Genomic DNA, 16,114 nt, shown 5'->3' with positions numbered 1-16,114 from the left:
CATTAGGAATCGTAGCCATGGCTGTGTCTGTAGTTAATATTCTAGTCGTTAAGAAGCAGTTAAATGAAAAGGTCTATCGTGCCTGGTTAGGTATCTCGGCTTTGTTTATAGCTACTGAAATCCTCTGGATGATATTTGATAAAATCGGATTATTTGTAGTTGCACAAGTTTCATTTGCAGTAACCGGGTTTGCATTAATTATTTTTGCATTAGGCATGCATAAGAAAATGAATCGAAGTTTCAAATCATTAACGTTGAGAATTAGCAAATGGGTTCTCGTCCTTGCTTTAATGGTGGGGACATCCATATTAATATTATTTACAGCTACGCCAAAGCCAGTTGCTTTATATTTGCAAAGCAGTTCTGGAGCAGAAAATACTTACACAGCAGAACCATCTACCACCACAACTATGGATGGTAAATATCAGTTAACAACGAATATTCAATATGGAGAAAAGTATCCAAGAAGTTTTTTAAATATCATTACACCCGATGGTCAATTGGATGAAGAACGTCCAACATACTTTTATGTGCACGGCGGTGGCTTTATAGCGGGAGATTCAATTGGAGGTGATCCTAACGCAGGAGCGGCTTCAAATACAATGTTATATCATTATGAATTAATGGTTGATCATGGTTATAATGTGGTGACCATAAATTATGCTTTAGCTCCTGAATATATACACCCTACACCCATAAAACAATTATCAGAAGCCGTGCAATATATGCAGCAAAATGGAAAACAGTACGGAATTAATATGAACAACGTAATCTTTGGCGGGGGAAGCGCAGGTGGATTTATCGCTGCAGACTTTGTGACAATTCAAGTTAACCCTGAGTATGCGAAAGAAATCGATATTAATCCTGTCATAGAGCTTTCGGATATCAAAGCTTTAGTATTAGAAGTACCCATTCTTGACTTTAGTCGGGGACATAGAACCGTAACCGAAGACAGCGTGACTGACTATATTTTCGCTCAATCAGGGAGTGCATACATTGGTCAGCCGGTGGTTAGCGCTGATAAAGATATCTTACAATCCTTAAATGTAATTCCAAGAGCGACGAGTAATTTCCCTCCAACTTTTATAACGGATGGCAACACAGGAACATTCCCAGATCAGGCTGAAGATTATTATAACCGCTTAAAAGAATTAGGAGTCAAGACAGATTTATATATTCCTGATATCCATGAGAGCAAAGAAGTTCATGGATATATGAACACGATTGATACTAAAGCAACTCGAACTTATATTCAGAGAAAACTAGCCTTCTTAGATAGTTTAGATTAATCATGATAGAAATATAAAAACAAAAAATCGTTGCCTACTTCGTACTTAGGCAACGATTTTTTGTTGTGTATAAATTGATAGCAAACGTTTGATTCATTCCAGTTCGACTATTTCGTGAAATAATGCCCTTGTTCCAGATCTGCGAGAAGTCCATGCTGGACAGGCTTCCAGCCGAGAAGCTCCTTCGTCCCTTCACTAGATCTGGCTAAGTCAAGCGACGCGACCATGCCTAGAAAACCGAAGATGGCTTGCGCTTCTTCAGGCGGGATGCTGACTACCGGCACACCCACATGACGACCAATGGCTTCGGCAATGTCTCTAAATGCAATGCCTTCATCCTGCACGCCATCCAGTCGCGAGCCTGCAGGCGCAGATTCTACAGCGAGGCGGAACAAAACTGCTGCGTCCAAGCGATGAATCGCTGGCCAACGATTAGAGCCGTCTCCAATGTAAGCAGAAGAGCCTCTTTCCTCAGCGATCCGGATTAATTGCGGCACGAAGCCTTTATCTCCTTCTCCATGAACGGAAGGTGCAAGCGAGACGATCGATGCTCTCACGCCTTGTTCTATAAACGCAAGTGCCGCATCCTCCGATGGTTTGCCATTCGCATGGGCTGTAATAACAAGTGGTTTACCGGAGCCGCCAAGCGCCTCTCCCATTGCTTCGATGGCGCTAAGATCAGCTGCCAGTGATGCGGCAAAATTAGAGAAATCATGATTGAATGCCAGATGAATAACACCGTCTGAAGTGGCAGCACAGCTGCGCAGTATATCCAGATCCTCTAACACACCACGAGCCACCTCAGCTCCCAAGCTTTCTAATACGTGAGCACCACTCTCCGAACGGGTCAGCCCAACGACCTGATGGCCCGCACCGATGAGTTCGCGAACAACGGCTGTACCAATATAACCTGCTGCACCAGTAACAAATATACGCATAATATTTTAGCGCCTCCTTAAGCATTTGACGAAGATATAACTTCAGTCTAAACTATGAAGTGAACTCTAAGGCAAGCGTTTGGAGGTATGGTCTCATATGAAAATTCAAGAATTAGCAGACTTGATGGGTTTAACCCCCCACACCATTCGATTTTATGAGAAGGAAGGCTTGCTTGATGGCAGGCATATTCAGCGAGAGAAGAATAATTACCGCAACTACTCAGACGAAGCAATTGAGCGGTTAAGGCTGATTAAGAAGTTTCAAGGCATTGGCTGCTCGTTGGCTGAACTAAAGACGATTTTGCAGGATCACGATACGAACGAACGCACCAACCAAGAAGTAATCGAATGGATTCTTCAAAAGATCAATGAGATCGAGCGCAAGAAGGAAGAGTACGATCATATGCTTCTAACGCTGAATTGGATGCTGACATACAGGAAGCTGCTGAATGAAGATCCACAACAAGCTGAGGCTATGATGGCCGAATTACGACTTAAAATCAACATCTAGGTTTACAGTCTGCAGTCGTGACAAGGCTCTATGGACGTAAATTTCACAAAAATACCCAGCTATAGCTTGAGGATATAGCTGGGTATCATTTTGGTGATCTATACTTCTCCCCAAAAAATCTCAGTTTCATAATCGAATTCAACAAAACCATCTTGATTATTTTTATCAAATAAATTCTGCAGTTCTGTCATCATTGGATCGTAATTTGCATGCCCGGGTACAGGGCTGTAGGAAGATGATAGCAACCGGCCTTTCAAACCCTCGAAATCGAACTCCTGACTCATTCTGAATTGCATTTCATGCATTGAACCTTCCTTGAAAAAAGAGAGCAGCATCTTCTGAGAAATATTTTTATGATTAACTTTTTCGTAGTCGGTTCCGTATGTATGAAGCAGTTGATTGTAATCTTCACGAAACGGAGTCCCGTAAGTAAGACGAGAATTCCAGATGAGTATTACTCTCCCACCTGGCCGCAAAATTCTGCGAAACTCGATATGGGCTGCGGAGCGATCGAACCAGTGAAATGCCTGAGCGCAGACAATAAAATCAACCGACTGATCAGGTAATCCAGTAGATTCTGCAGAACCTGATGTACTCTGAAATTTCGGATTACTTTCTAACATTTGCTCGGCGGCTTCCCGCATTGCCTGATTTGGCTCGACTGCGATTACATCGCTTCCGCGTTCCAGTAGTAGCCTTGAGATGATCCCAGTACCTGAACCGATATCTGCTATGTTACTATTCGCACGTAAACCGACAACGTCGTACAAATGGTCAATAGCCTCTTTTGGATAGCTCGGGCGGTATTTTAAATACGAATCGACCCGGCTCGTAAACCGTTCTCTATTGTTCATCGATCGTCACGCTCCCATCACTATTTTGACATCCTATATACCGGCCTCAGTAACAGCTTCAAAATCTTACTGCCCCAAAAAGCAAATACCGTCGTTCCGGTCCATGAGCTGCGCTTATCTTGGCTATATTGATCGTTGATCATATAAGTCCGAGTCGAAATAGGACTCTTCAGACCGAACTGTTCCCATTTCTCCGGATCATTCGAACCTCCAAGTTTTCTAAGCATATTCGCCGACTCATGATCTATTTTAGCCGGAATTTGCTCGAATGCTTGGGTGATTTGCGTATGAAACTCGTTGATCGGGTTGCGACTGGTAATGCTCTGGAGATGGATGCTTTCGCGAATGTAAGAAACGTATGCCAGATGGTCAGCCCAGAACTCGTCGATATAAAAAAGCCGTACCCGCTGCTCCGATGGACTCATCGGTCTCTCGCCTTTCAATATTCCGAGCCGTTCTTCGTATAGGATTCGCCTCTGATCCTCCACCATATCCGAATAACAGTTCAATTCCCGCTGAATATCGAAGTTTTGACCGATGATAACGCGCTGAATATGCTCGATTTTGCTGCGGAGCGCCGGATCGTCAAGAACTTCTTCCTGCCTGGGAGCGCGAAAAAGTCTATGAATGCCGAAGCGAAGCATCAACTCGTCTTCCAAACTTATATAAAATACGGAAGCTCCCGGGTCGCCTTGGCGGCCGGAACGCCCGCGCAGCTGGTTATCAATCCGCATGCTTTCGTTTACATGTGTACCGATTACGTATAATCCGCCCAGCTTGGCAACCAGCTCTGCCTGAGCAGGATTGCCGCCGCCGAGACGAATGTCGACACCCCGCCCTGCCATATTCGTAGATACCGTTACGGCTCCGATTTCTCCCGCTTTGGCGATGATTTCGGCTTCTTTTGCATCGTTTTTCGCATTGAGAACCTGGCAAGGTACGCCGGCAAGCGCAAGCGCCTCTGCCAACATGTCAGACTCCTCGACGCTTGACGTACCAATAAGAATGGGGCGTCCAACCCTATGGACAGAAGTGATTTCTTGTATAAGCGCCTTATATTTGGCTTCATTATGAGTGTAAATCCGATGCTGGTGGTCGATCCGTATGTTTGGGTGGTTCGGAGGAATTTGCACGACCTGCAGCGCATAGATATCCTCGAATTCCATTGCTGAAGCGTGCGCCGTAGCCGTCATTCCGCAAATTCCCGAATACAGGCTAATGAAATGTTGAATCGTGATCGTACCGAGAATTCTCCCGCCGGCCTTCCACTGCAACCCTTCTTTTGCCACCAGCGCAGCCTGAAGCCCATCCGGCAAATACCTGTTCTCAGCCACACGGCCGGTATGTTCTTCGATTAGCTCGATTTCACCGTCCCGGATGATGTAATCGACGTCTTTTTTTAATAACGATTCCACATGCAGCGCACAATTCAATGACGTTAACATATGACTATTATGGCTATCGTACAAATTGCCACATCCCAGCAGCAACTCCGCTTTCGCAGCACCCGCATCATTCAAGTAAACGTTCCGTTGGAACTCGTCAAAATCGTAATGCTCTGCTGGCTGCAGCTGCCGGGCCACTTCTGCGAAAAGAACGCCATCACTCTTAGAAGCACTCGAATCGCCACTAATGACTAGCGGCACCCGCGCTTCATCAAGAAGCAATGAATCTGCTTCGTCGACGATGACGTAGTGGAAAGGACGGTGTACGGTATCAGCTTCATTTAATGCGATTGTGTCACGCAAATAATCGAATCCTGCTTCTTTAGCCGTAACATAGGTTATATCCTTGGCGTAAGCTTCCCGTTTTTCGAGCAAACTCATGCCCGCTTGAACCGAGCTTACCGTTAACCCGAGGAAATGGTAGATCGGACCCATCCACTCTGCATCTCGATTTGCCAAGTAGTCGTTAAATGTGAGTACATGAACGCCTTCGCCGGTCAACGCGTTGAGATAAGCAGGCATAACAGCAGAGAGTGTTTTTCCTTCACCGGTATGCTGTTCGATCAAAAATCTCTCGTGCAAAGCGATAGCAGCCATAATCTGGACATCGTAAGGCTGTAATCCGAGTGTCCTCTTCGCAGCCTCGCAGACTAATGCATAAGCATCAACAAGCAGTTCATTCAAAGGCGTGCCTGATCTTGCTTCTTCTCGCAGCCGAAGGGATTCAGCTAGTAGCCGCTGATCGTCCCAAGCTTCCAAATTCCGTTTCCTGATAAGTTCCACTTTGTCTCGATAATCTTTCAACAAACGCCGGGTATCACGCTCTTTGAATTCACGTATCAACTTGACGACTACATTCATCGGAATTTGATTCCTCCTCAGTAGAAATAAGCGGTTTTAAATATGGCTTTTTAAGCAGCATCTATTCCTTATATCCTCATATTCCCAGTGAAAAGAAAAGACTCCTTATGGAGTCTTCTTTCGATAGTTAATTTAATACGCCAACCCAATCATTCATTCCCGCTCTAGCTTTGAGAGAGAACTATATCACTTCTCCGATGGGAGCGGTGTAAAGAGCAGATTGACCGGCAGGTTGCTTCCTGGCGCGGCAGAGAAAAGAATTGTAACGCTCTCTCCATATGCCCCTGTACGGTAAAGAACGCTTTGTTCACCTGAATTGGCAACCGCAACGTTACCTTCGGCAATCGATACCAACTGATTGTTCACCAGAGCTACTCCGGAATACTTCCCTCCACGAGGGTTAAAGGAGATAAGCGTACGCGGTGCAACATTGGTCAGCGTGATTTTGTATAATACGCCGAAATTACCCGCATTGGATGCGTCTGTGTAAGCCATCGGATCTGTTCCTACCAGATTGGGATCGCTTGAATTGTCACCAAGTGGCAGACGGGCTGGTTTGATTCCCACGTGCTCATCGTACTTTATAATGCGAGTCGCATTCGGGTACGTACCACGGTTGTGCACTCCGTCACGATCAAGCACAGGTAGTAATGGCAGAGCCTCGAACGGATCTTTATTTTCTTCCACCAGAATAACGTTATAGTCTAAGGAATAATCACTATAAGCGTCCGAATAGAGAGAGATGACTTGTCCTTCTTTCATCGGAGTTTTATTAAGTTCTGTCAAAATCAATTTGCTTTCTCCAGGTTGAATAACCTCTTTCTTCTGATCGGCTCCGGTCTGAATCGATTTGAACCATTTATCAATCGACAATTTCCCAGCTACGGTAGCATACGGTGTAGGCCCAGCAAAGCCCATATTTTGTTGTTCGAATACTGCCGGATTGGGGTTGTTATTGGTTGCAATAACATACATTTTCACTCTTTTACCTGTATTGTTTACGTGGTGAATCATGAAACGCGTCTGCCCCGAAGATGATTCTTTATACACGATGCCTTCCGTATTAACCGTTTCAGGACTGTTGCTGCGGATCAACAGACTTGGCTCATCCGTGTAAGTATAAGGCACTTTTTCCATGGAAGTTACTTCGCCACCGTTAAAGGTAAATTTCTGTCCTACCGGCGTGAAGAGCAAATTGAAATCGGAAAATGAATATAATGTCTCATTGGTTATGGTTATAACTTTGGAGTAAGTGTCCGTTGCGCCGTGATTGTCAGTAACGGTGAGTGTCACCGTTTTGGGACCGGGTTCAAAAAAGGCCAACGAATTGTTCTCCCATACCGTTTTTTCAATCCTGTTTTCATCATCTGTACTTTGATCGATGTATGTTATTTTTTCACCCATTTTATATTGTTCCTTGTCTGTGGTGAACATGGCTACAGGAGGAAGATTAGGACTCAAAACTTGAATCGTCATCGAATAGGGATCGCTCCATTGGCCGTTGGAATCCTGTACTTGATATGAAATCGTATATGTACCCGCTTGATCAAACGATTCCTGACGACCTGTCCAGCGTTCGTCTAGGATATCCAATCCATTTGGAGAACTGGAAGAAGTCACATAGTCCACCTTATCGCCCGCAAAAATTTCCTTTTGGGAAATCACAAAGCTTGCAATGGGTTTAGTATTCAGATTCAGCACAACCGTTTTAGCCGACTGATTCACTTTATAGGTGATGTTCAGAGCTTGAGTGATAGAAGTTAAAGGCACCATGAACGTATTTTTTTGCTGATAAGCAGGGCCTTTCATCGTTCTGGACTCACCATTTACGGTATAGACCGTGCTGTTGGTTTTGAATCGGAGCTCATTATCACCACTGATGATGATGGTTTCCTTGGTTTTGTTATCGTATTTGACCCCGTACCCTACACGGTCGACCAGTGCACGGATCGCAACATAAGATACGCCGTTCTTTACAGTCATTGGCTGGCCAGCAAGATACGTTTTCCCATCCTGCTCCATTTTGTTGCTATTCATGTACAACGTCAGATCGCCGCCTGCTGCTACGGTAGAATTTCCATCAACGGATGGTTGCTCTATTTGAGCAGGGGTAGATGGCGTTTCAACATCCTCAGTGGATCCTTCCTGAATTGTAGTAGACCCTGTACTCGGTTCGTTTGTAGTCGTCTCTCCCCCATCTATGGCGGGTTTCTCGATATCTGTTTTAGGCGTTACCTCAGTGCCTGTCAAAGTTCCGGTTTCTTTTCCTTTTGTGGACGGAGTACTGCTGGATGCGTTGCTGCTACCCGTTTTCACTTCACTCTCTGCAATCGGCTGCTCTTGCTGTAACACCTCAACTGATTCTACATTGGCTGTGTTTACTGACGCGGTGTCACCTTGCGGTGCTGATTGCGCACTCACAGAACCGACTGCAAATGCTTGTAAAACGGCTAAAGCGGTAAAAATGGACAATTTCTTCTTCAGATTCATGCTTTGTCTTTGGCTCCTTCTGCTCCCAAGTAATGTTTACACTCTCAAAAAGTCATAGTATTAGACGCTAGTTTCAGGGAAAAGTTTCTAGTAAATTTGTAAATTGTGGATTCAGTGCATCAATTTTTCAAAGAAAATGTTATTCATTCACATATGTATGCTGTCACAGGAATAGTTCTATTGTTTTGTTGATGATTTTTTTTAATCTAAAGAGCACCAAGCATGTCATATCAAAACGTATTACAGAACAAAAGCTTTTACCGATAAAACAAAAAAACCACGGTATTCCGTGGTTTAACTTCTGGTATGAGCTTCAATTCAGACTACCCTTCATTTCCCTAAGTTCTCAGCCGTTTGCAACGCCTCGCCTACAAGCCGTTCCTCAAACTACACCGCTGCTTCCGAACTTTCCGGTTACTGTTTAAGAGACTTCAAGTGTCGTAATTGACCAGATAATGATGAAGCTCTGTGTTATAGCAGCCAATACTGTGCTCAATAAGTCTTCCTTCTCCGTCGAAGGAGTTACGCAGGCGCTTGAGTACATGCGTCCCTGGTGGAATCTCCAGCAACTGACACACCTCAGGGGGGGCCGTCTCTACATAGAAACGGTCTCTGAAGTTTTCCAGCGCAATGTCGTTCTCCTCCAGTGAGTCATACAGCGACTGAATGTTTGTGACCATTTCTGCCGTACCTCCACCGGGCAATGCAACTGCAGCCAAGAAGTGTATCAGATGAATATAAGGCTGTCCATTCAAAATATAGAGCCGTTCAATTCGCTGACAATACGGCCCATAGCGGTCATAGTCTTCCGTTCCGGCTTCATTCGCAATTAACCGGGATTCCAGCTGTTTCTTTTCCAGCTTGTGGCCCTCTTCTACGAGCAGCTCCGTAAACCGTTTGCCCTTAGAGAGCTTCTGATGGGAGGTATTGCGCATGACAATCGTTCCGATACCGCTTTTCTTCTGCACATAACCTTCTTGGGACAGCTCTTGAACAGCGCCGCGGACCGTCATTTTACTGACACCGAATTCCTTCTCCAGCTGCGGTTCGGAGGGGATGATGCTCCCTAAAGGATACACGCCATGCAAAATCCGGTCTTTGAGAATTTTCTGGATTTGCTGATATAAAGGACCTTGCTTTCGTTTCAAAGACACTCGTTGTTCACTACCTTTCAACATCTAAGGTATGGTCCGACAGCGCCCGGAGCACCTCGCTCTCGGTAAAAAGCGCTGTATCACCCTGAGTGGTATGGGCGAGCATCGCTGCTGCCGCTGCCATATTAACCGTCTGCTGCTGCGGATATTGTTGCAATTCCCCATGAATGACGGCGCTGGCAAAGGCATCGCCGGCACCGATCCGGTCATACACCGGGAAAGTCAGCTTGCGAGAAAATAGAAACGTACCATGCTGATAAATATATCCTGTCAGGGAATGCGTATGGTCAGCGTTAATTTCACGGTGGGTTCCCGCTGCCGTTCCGATTTCGAAGCGCTCAACCACTTCGGGAATCGCTTGCTTCAACTGTGTCATTCTATCATATTCTCCGGTTCCAAATCCAAGGATAAACTGTGCGTCCTTCTCATTCATTAGCACCAGGTCCGTCAGCTCCAGCAGTTGCTCATAATGTGGGCGGGCCTTGGCATAGCCATCCGCTCCCCATAACGCAGGACGGTAATTGCAGTCAAAAACAACTTTTCCCCCGGCACTCTTCACTTCCGCAGCAAGCCGTTTCATTTGCTTGCGAACGCCTTCATTCATAGCCAGCGTAATACCGCATAAATGAAGAACGTCGATCCGGGAGGCAAGAGCAACCATATCGTAATTACCTGCTTCCGCGGTATTGAAACTGCTGCCGAGTCGATCTGTGTAAGTGACTCTGCCGGGGCGGGCTCCAAAGCCATTCTCCAGAAAGTACATCCCCAGCTGCTTACCTCCCCGGCAAATTAGTGAAGTATCCACCCCAAGTTTGCGCAGATAAGCAATTGCCGCTTCGCCTACTGGTGTTTCCGGCAAAGTGGTAATAAGAGCACCGTTATGACCGTACCCAGCCAGCGCTGCCGTTACATTAACCCCGCTGCCGGAAAAAGAATAATCCAGCGTATTGCTCTGGACAAGCGTTCCATGGCCCGGGACCTGCAACCGCATCATCACTTCACCAAAAGCCGCAATCCTAGGCATACCGATCCACCAGCGATTTCATCGTTTCAAGCAGTTTGACGACATCCTGGACATTCGTACTTCCCGTCTGCGGATCAATAATAGATGAATACACATGCGGGATAACCTGGGGCACCCCAGCTTGAAGTGCAATCTCCAAAATGGGTCCAAAGTTTTCCAGGTCGATTCCACCCGTAGGCTCCAGAGCAAACCCGGATTCCCCGCAGGCCTTGGCAACTGCACGGTACTCCTCTTCCAATTTCAACCCCTGCATTGGATAATATTTCAACGCATTGCCGCCCATGTCACGAACCAGCGCGATGGCAGCATGTACCGGAATAATAGCATGCGGAGTCGTACCTGAACTGACGGGGCCGGTTGAAATATTTACGTAGCCTGGCTGTCCGCAAGGGGAGACCAAACTGTTAATCCAGCTATCCTTGGCGCCCAGATTAGCGCGGGTTGTCCCGACTGCTGGAAACACCTGATTGATATGGCTTCCAGGATAGCTTGAGGCAATCTCCGCAACCACTGCAGCTTGTCGATTATCTCCGGCACCCAATCCGATAGATACAGCGTCCTCAATCGTCTGACCGTACTGGATCATCGCGGCTGCCGCTTCCGATGCCGTCGCGTAATTCTTCGAGAGCACGCCTACCAAAACATATCCTTCCGCTGCCTCGTACACTTCCTTCGCGTTCTCAATACTGCTGGCCAGTACATTAAGAGCGGCTCTGTTTTTATATAAACGCTGCTGAATATTACTCATTCTTGTTTCCCCCCACGATTTCATGTATTCTGCTGACGATGACTTGAAGATCATCACCTTGAAGCGATCTTGGATCAATATCGAAATACCCCTGCTTAACCCCATAGTCCCTTGTATATATCGCAATTACGCCTTTACGTAGCAGATCATTGACATGCCTCGCATCCACTCCTGCAACAGATGAATCAATCTGGATGCGCCCACGGAAAATCGCTCTTCCCGCTTCATCCTGCACGATGTGGATCGAAACTCCAGGAAGCCCGGCAAGCGGCTGAAGAGCCTCCAGCGCCTGCCTCTCCCGTTCGCTGTTGTCGGCTTTGTCCTGATATTCCTCCAAAGCCTGAAGCAGCCCGAAGGTGGTCTCTTTGCCGACCTTCATGCTGCGGCCGATCCCGTGCAGCTGTACCTTTAGCCACTCGACATATTTCATTTTGCCGGCGACAATGCCGGAGGTAGGGCCTTCAATAGCTTTTGACCCGCTGTAGATCGCCAGATCCGAGTACTGGACATATTTGCGCAGATCCTCTTCCGCTGCCGCATCGACGATCAGTGGCACCCCTCTGCGCACAGCAACATCCCACGCCTCCTCTACAGAAATCATGTTCTTCTGGACGGCGTGATGGGATTTGACATAAAGGATGGCTGCGGTGCGTTCACCAATTGCCTGTTCAATATGCTCTTTGCGACCTTCATTTGCATATCCAACTTCTACCACCCTGCCTCCGCCAAGGAATACCATGGTTTCAACGGGCGCTCCATACTGCACGTTATGGCCCTTCAGCATAATAATCTCATTCTTCAGTACCGGCTCCTGATGCAGCCGAAGGCTGAGTCGCGGATCTCCAGAAGTCACAAACGCTGCCACCGACAGTGCAATGCCGCTGGATGCTGAGTTCACGACAACCGCCCCTTCCGAACCAAGCTGCCGTGCAATATATTCTCCAGATTTGTCCACAAGATCCGCAATTTCCACGTAACTCTGTCCGCCCTGCTTCATTGCCTCCATGACCGAATCTGTTGGTGCGGAAACACCAAGGATGCTCATTCTTCCACTGGCATTAATAACACGTTTCAATCCATATCTAGCCTGTAATGAATGATCCATTAGTAAAAACTCCTTTAGCCTCAATATAATACTGCGCGACCCGAACATCACCTTCCGAGTCCTTAAGCAGCTTCTCACCTGCTTCCAGTGCAAACAAAGTCAAGTTGGCTTGCTGTCCCACCTTTATCTGTCCGAGCTCCGGTTTGCCGAGCCACTCCGCTGCGCTGACTGTAACAGCTTGGATGACCTCTTCCAGGCTATAGCCGAGAATCAAAAATTTCGTCAGCACATTTGACATACTGTACACCGGTCCGTTCAGACGGTTGCCCCGGTAGATATCCGTGCTGATGGTATTCAGCGCAATGCCTGCCGCCTTGGCCTGTTCTGCAATCTGGAAGGAGAAGCTCGCCGTGCCATGCCCCACATCCAGATGAACTCCTTGGGCAACTGCATCCAGCAACCCTTGCAGGGGTGTTCCGTCCGCTTGGAACAGATTGTTGGACTTGCCGTTAAGGTAATGGGTAATTACATCGCCCGGTTGCAGCAGCTCCAGAACCTCGGATATCGCGGGTGGAGCGGAGCCGATATGCACCATAAGCGGAAGCTTCGTTTCTTCCGACAGTGTGCGTGCCAGCTTGAGCGGCTGTATACCGCTATCTTTGACAACACTCTGGCTGATACGGGCTTTCAGACCGACGATGAATTCCGGATAGGTCGCTACCGCCTCCAGAACCTTGTCTTGATCAATCCATTCCAGCTGAGACAGTTCATCTGTCCGTTCGAGCCCTATTCTTGAAATATTCAATAGAGCAAACACCTCGGTATCAGCCTTCAGACTCGCGGTATACAAAGCTCCGATTCGGTCTGCACCACAGCTTCCGGCATCCACCAGTGTTGTTACGCCCTGCTTTACACCAATTTCGTCGATATCATCGCCATAGGGATCAAGCTCCGGTACAGCATGCACATGCAGATCAATCCATCCGCTGGACACATATAACCCGGAACAGTCTAGCCCGCTCTCTCCTTCCGCCTGAGATGCAGGTGTAATGGCGGTGATAATCCCATCCTGAATGGCTATATCCATGATTCGCCCATCCACAAGCTGCAAATTGCGCAGCACATGCTCTGTGCCCACTCTTCCCATCTCCTTCATCAACCCCGGTATAAAGAAAAATTCAAAAAATGATTAATCTCCTGAAAGCAATACATCCCTAAATTTAATAATAATCTTGGATAGCTGCTCCACTTTAAAGATTATAATGTTATAATGTTTATATTAGCACAGGTGTAATCTAGAAGAGAACAGTGATTTATAATCCCAAGATTTATCATCCGAATATCTAACTCTGGAGGGACTGCTTTATGGCAAATCCGGCACCCAAGCCATCCTTGCTCAATAGGTTCAAGCTCAGCTGGAATCATTTCAAATCAAAGCTTCTGCTGAAATATGCATTTTCCTACATCCTAATATTTCTTATCCCTCTAACTGGTGTAACCATTTTCGTTTATGAGAACGCTGTCAAGGGCCTGCGTGTCGAAATTGAACAATCCAATGTCAATCAGCTCAATCAAGTGAAGAGCACCATAGATAGTCGTATGAAAGAGCTCCAGGAACTAGCGGGCAGAATCGCCTATGACAGGCATTTGACCCCCTATATGGTTCGGCATCCTTACTACGGTCTGGAGGCGATTCAGACGCTGGCGAATTACAAGGCCAGCAGTAACATAGCAGAGGATCTGCTTCTCTATTTTCATGGCGATTCCAACATCTATTCATACCGCGGTCTGGCTAATCTTCATGTCACCTTTGATTCCTTCTATCAATTCGAGCGCTGGACCTCAGAAGAATTGCGACGGGATTTGAATGAAACTCGGCAGCCTTTGGTACGTCCCGCCGAGAATGTGACGGTCAATTCCCGAATGGATCCGATGCTCGTCATGCTCGTACCCATCAAACCGAATGACCCGTTTCCGTACGGGACTGTTCTCTATTTAATGAAAGAATCCAATCTTACCGGGGTCATGGATTCGATTTTGAGTGATTTCTCCGGTAGCAGCTATATTTTTGGTCCCTCCGGAGAGGTGTTAACAGCGAACAATAATGGCGTCAGCCTTCCCCAGGAGGAACTTAAAAATTTATCCGCACTTGAGCCAGGTACTCATAATCTGGAGCTGGACGGGGAACCATACTCCGTCGTTTCCGTAAAATCTGAAGAAAATGGCTGGACCTATGTGACAACGATGCCAAGCTTCCAGTTCTTCAGTCGTGTCGCCCATGTCCAGACCCTGATTCTGATCGTCTTCTGTATAACAGTCATTACCGGCATAGCTGCCGCACTGCTGCTGGCCAAACGGCAGTACCATCCAATTAGGGATCTAATGGAATTTGCGAAGCTGAGAGGAAGTGGCAATGACGCTCCCAAGCTCCGCAATGAATGGGAATGGATTCGGCAGACTCTCCACGATTACAGTGCCAGAATTGATCTTCAGGAACCCTTCGTCCGTAATCAGTGCATGCTGCTGCTGCTCAAGCATGGCAAACCGGATGATCCTGAAATTGAGCAGATGATTCTCAGCGCAGGTTTCAAACATCCTCAGGGAAAAGGCCTCTATTTCTCGGCGATCCTGTCCTGGGATGAAACTGTGCCAGGTGACAAGTCCTGGCAGGAACGCCATCTGTTGCAGGAAATACTGAGCAATGTATGTCTGTCTGGTCCCGATGCACAGATCTTCGGTGTGGAATTCGCGGTCAAGGACCAGTTTGCTCTGATTATTTCACTTCCTGACGATACGGACTTACCGGTTCAAAGCCGTATGGAGCAGGTTATTGAAGCCATTCTAGAGGTAATCCGCAAACACTCGCAGCTGTCTCTAAGTATCGGTGTTGGCATGGCCTACCGGGACCTGGCTCTCCTTAATCAATCTTTCATCGAAGCCGCTGCAGCTTTGGAGCACCGAATGATCCGGCGTAGCGGACAGGTATCCTACTTCGAGCAGCTCGTAGAGCTAGTCCCTTCCGCTGCCCAGAGCTTCTGGATTCCACGTAAATCCATGCTGAAGCTGGAGCAGAGCCTGAAGCAAGGCAATGAATCGGTTGCTGCCCAGATGATTACTGATACCATTGATAAAATCAAAGACGAGCCGCTGCAGGTTCATCTGCTGCGCTGCATCTGCTTCGATTTGCTGAACGCTTTTCTGCGCACAGCCTCCGAGTTTGGCATGCATGAAGTGTTCGCCAATATGCCGGAATTGACCTCCTTTGAGACCCTCGAAGAGCTTGAGAACCGTCTGCTCTCTCTAGCCTCTGCTATTTGCGCGCAGGTCGAACAAAATACGGAGACAAGCGAGCCTTCATTAATGGATGACATTCTGGCTTATGTGGACAAGCAGTTCGCAGACTACACCCTCAGCCTGGAGCATGTGGCGCTTAAGTTTGCCATTTCAACCTCTTATCTAAGCCGTAGCTTCAAAGATAAGACCGGCAGCAATTTCTCACAATATATCTGGCAGCGGCGTATGGATGAGGTCATCCGGCTACTACAAAGCACTAATGCACCGCTCAAAGAAATTATTGAGCAGGTCGGTTATTTGGATGCGCCTAATTTCATTCGCAAGTTCAAAAAAGAAACCGGTCTGACGCCGGGGCAGTACCGCAAGGAACATGCCTTGAAGGGGGCTGCTGCGAAAAGACCGGTTAACTTGGCGGACCTTCCGCCCTTTCAGAAAAGCTAAACTTTCACTTTATAGGTTGT

At 47.1% G+C, this 16,114-nt stretch carries 12 protein-coding genes; 3 read left to right on the top strand and 9 right to left on the bottom strand.

Annotated elements, in window-relative coordinates:
• Positions 1 to 17 precede the first annotated feature (17 nt).
• Positions 18 to 1,289 (top strand): alpha/beta hydrolase, encoded by a 1,272-nt coding sequence (locus tag HP548_RS04765; protein ID WP_175381058.1) that lies wholly within the window; start codon positions 18 to 20, stop codon positions 1,287 to 1,289.
• A gap of 107 nt (positions 1,290 to 1,396) precedes the next feature.
• Here the strand turns inward: HP548_RS04765 and HP548_RS04760 are convergent, their stop codons facing one another.
• Positions 1,397 to 2,227 carry an SDR family oxidoreductase gene (locus HP548_RS04760; RefSeq protein WP_175381057.1) on the bottom strand — a complete coding sequence of 277 codons (831 nt, stop codon included), beginning with the start codon at positions 2,225 to 2,227 and terminating at the stop codon, positions 1,397 to 1,399.
• Positions 2,228 to 2,324: 97 nt separating this feature from the next.
• Between HP548_RS04760 and HP548_RS04755 the strand changes: the two genes are divergently transcribed.
• Positions 2,325 to 2,738 carry a MerR family transcriptional regulator gene (locus tag HP548_RS04755; RefSeq protein WP_175381056.1) on the top strand — a complete coding sequence of 138 codons (414 nt, stop codon included), beginning with the start codon at positions 2,325 to 2,327 and terminating at the stop codon, positions 2,736 to 2,738.
• Positions 2,739 to 2,836: 98 nt separating this feature from the next.
• Here HP548_RS04755 and HP548_RS04750 read toward each other — a convergent pair whose 3' ends face one another.
• The 8 genes from HP548_RS04750 to HP548_RS04715 all read right to left on the bottom strand — a co-directional run bounded on the left by HP548_RS04750 (position 2,837) and on the right by HP548_RS04715 (position 13,506).
• Positions 2,837 to 3,592 (bottom strand): class I SAM-dependent methyltransferase, encoded by a 756-nt coding sequence (locus HP548_RS04750; protein WP_175381055.1) that lies wholly within the window; start codon positions 3,590 to 3,592, stop codon positions 2,837 to 2,839.
• A 20-nt stretch (positions 3,593 to 3,612) separates the two neighbouring features.
• Positions 3,613 to 5,898: a preprotein translocase subunit SecA gene (locus HP548_RS04745; protein WP_175381054.1), complete on the bottom strand. Its 2,286-nt coding sequence runs from the start codon at positions 5,896 to 5,898 to the stop codon at positions 3,613 to 3,615.
• Between the two features lie 186 nt (positions 5,899 to 6,084).
• The gene (locus HP548_RS04740) at positions 6,085 to 8,388 is read right to left on the bottom strand and encodes a copper amine oxidase N-terminal domain-containing protein (protein ID WP_175381053.1); all 2,304 of its coding nucleotides are present in this window, start codon (positions 8,386 to 8,388) and stop codon (positions 6,085 to 6,087) included.
• A 431-nt stretch (positions 8,389 to 8,819) separates the two neighbouring features.
• Positions 8,820 to 9,566, bottom strand: coding sequence for a GntR family transcriptional regulator (locus HP548_RS04735; protein WP_175381052.1), 747 nt, complete (start codon positions 9,564 to 9,566; stop codon positions 8,820 to 8,822).
• Positions 9,553 to 10,566 carry a sugar kinase gene (locus tag HP548_RS04730; RefSeq protein WP_076291367.1) on the bottom strand — a complete coding sequence of 338 codons (1,014 nt, stop codon included), beginning with the start codon at positions 10,564 to 10,566 and terminating at the stop codon, positions 9,553 to 9,555. The genes HP548_RS04735 and HP548_RS04730 overlap by 14 nt, the downstream gene beginning before the upstream one ends.
• Positions 10,559 to 11,314 carry a 2-dehydro-3-deoxy-phosphogluconate aldolase gene (gene dagF, locus HP548_RS04725; protein ID WP_099858873.1) on the bottom strand — a complete coding sequence of 252 codons (756 nt, stop codon included), beginning with the start codon at positions 11,312 to 11,314 and terminating at the stop codon, positions 10,559 to 10,561. The genes HP548_RS04730 and dagF overlap by 8 nt, the downstream gene beginning before the upstream one ends.
• A complete protein-coding gene (locus HP548_RS04720) occupies positions 11,307 to 12,419 on the bottom strand; it encodes a DgaE family pyridoxal phosphate-dependent ammonia lyase (RefSeq protein WP_076291369.1) in 1,113 nt (370 codons plus the stop codon). Before HP548_RS04720 ends, dagF begins: the two co-directional genes overlap by 8 nt.
• A complete protein-coding gene (locus HP548_RS04715; RefSeq protein WP_099858942.1) occupies positions 12,397 to 13,506 on the bottom strand; it encodes an amidohydrolase/deacetylase family metallohydrolase in 1,110 nt (369 codons plus the stop codon). The genes HP548_RS04720 and HP548_RS04715 overlap by 23 nt, the downstream gene beginning before the upstream one ends.
• A gap of 218 nt (positions 13,507 to 13,724) precedes the next feature.
• Here HP548_RS04715 and HP548_RS04710 point away from each other — a divergent pair, with 218 nt between their 5' ends.
• Entirely contained in the window at positions 13,725 to 16,094 is a 2,370-nt protein-coding gene (locus tag HP548_RS04710; RefSeq protein ID WP_099858875.1) for a helix-turn-helix domain-containing protein, read from the top strand.
• Positions 16,095 to 16,114 lie beyond the last annotated feature (20 nt).

Source organism: Paenibacillus taichungensis (genome assembly GCF_013359905.1).
In the GTDB taxonomy this organism is placed as follows: Bacteria; Bacillota; Bacilli; order Paenibacillales; family Paenibacillaceae; genus Paenibacillus; species Paenibacillus taichungensis.
This window is presented reverse-complemented; position numbering and strand designations above follow the sequence as displayed.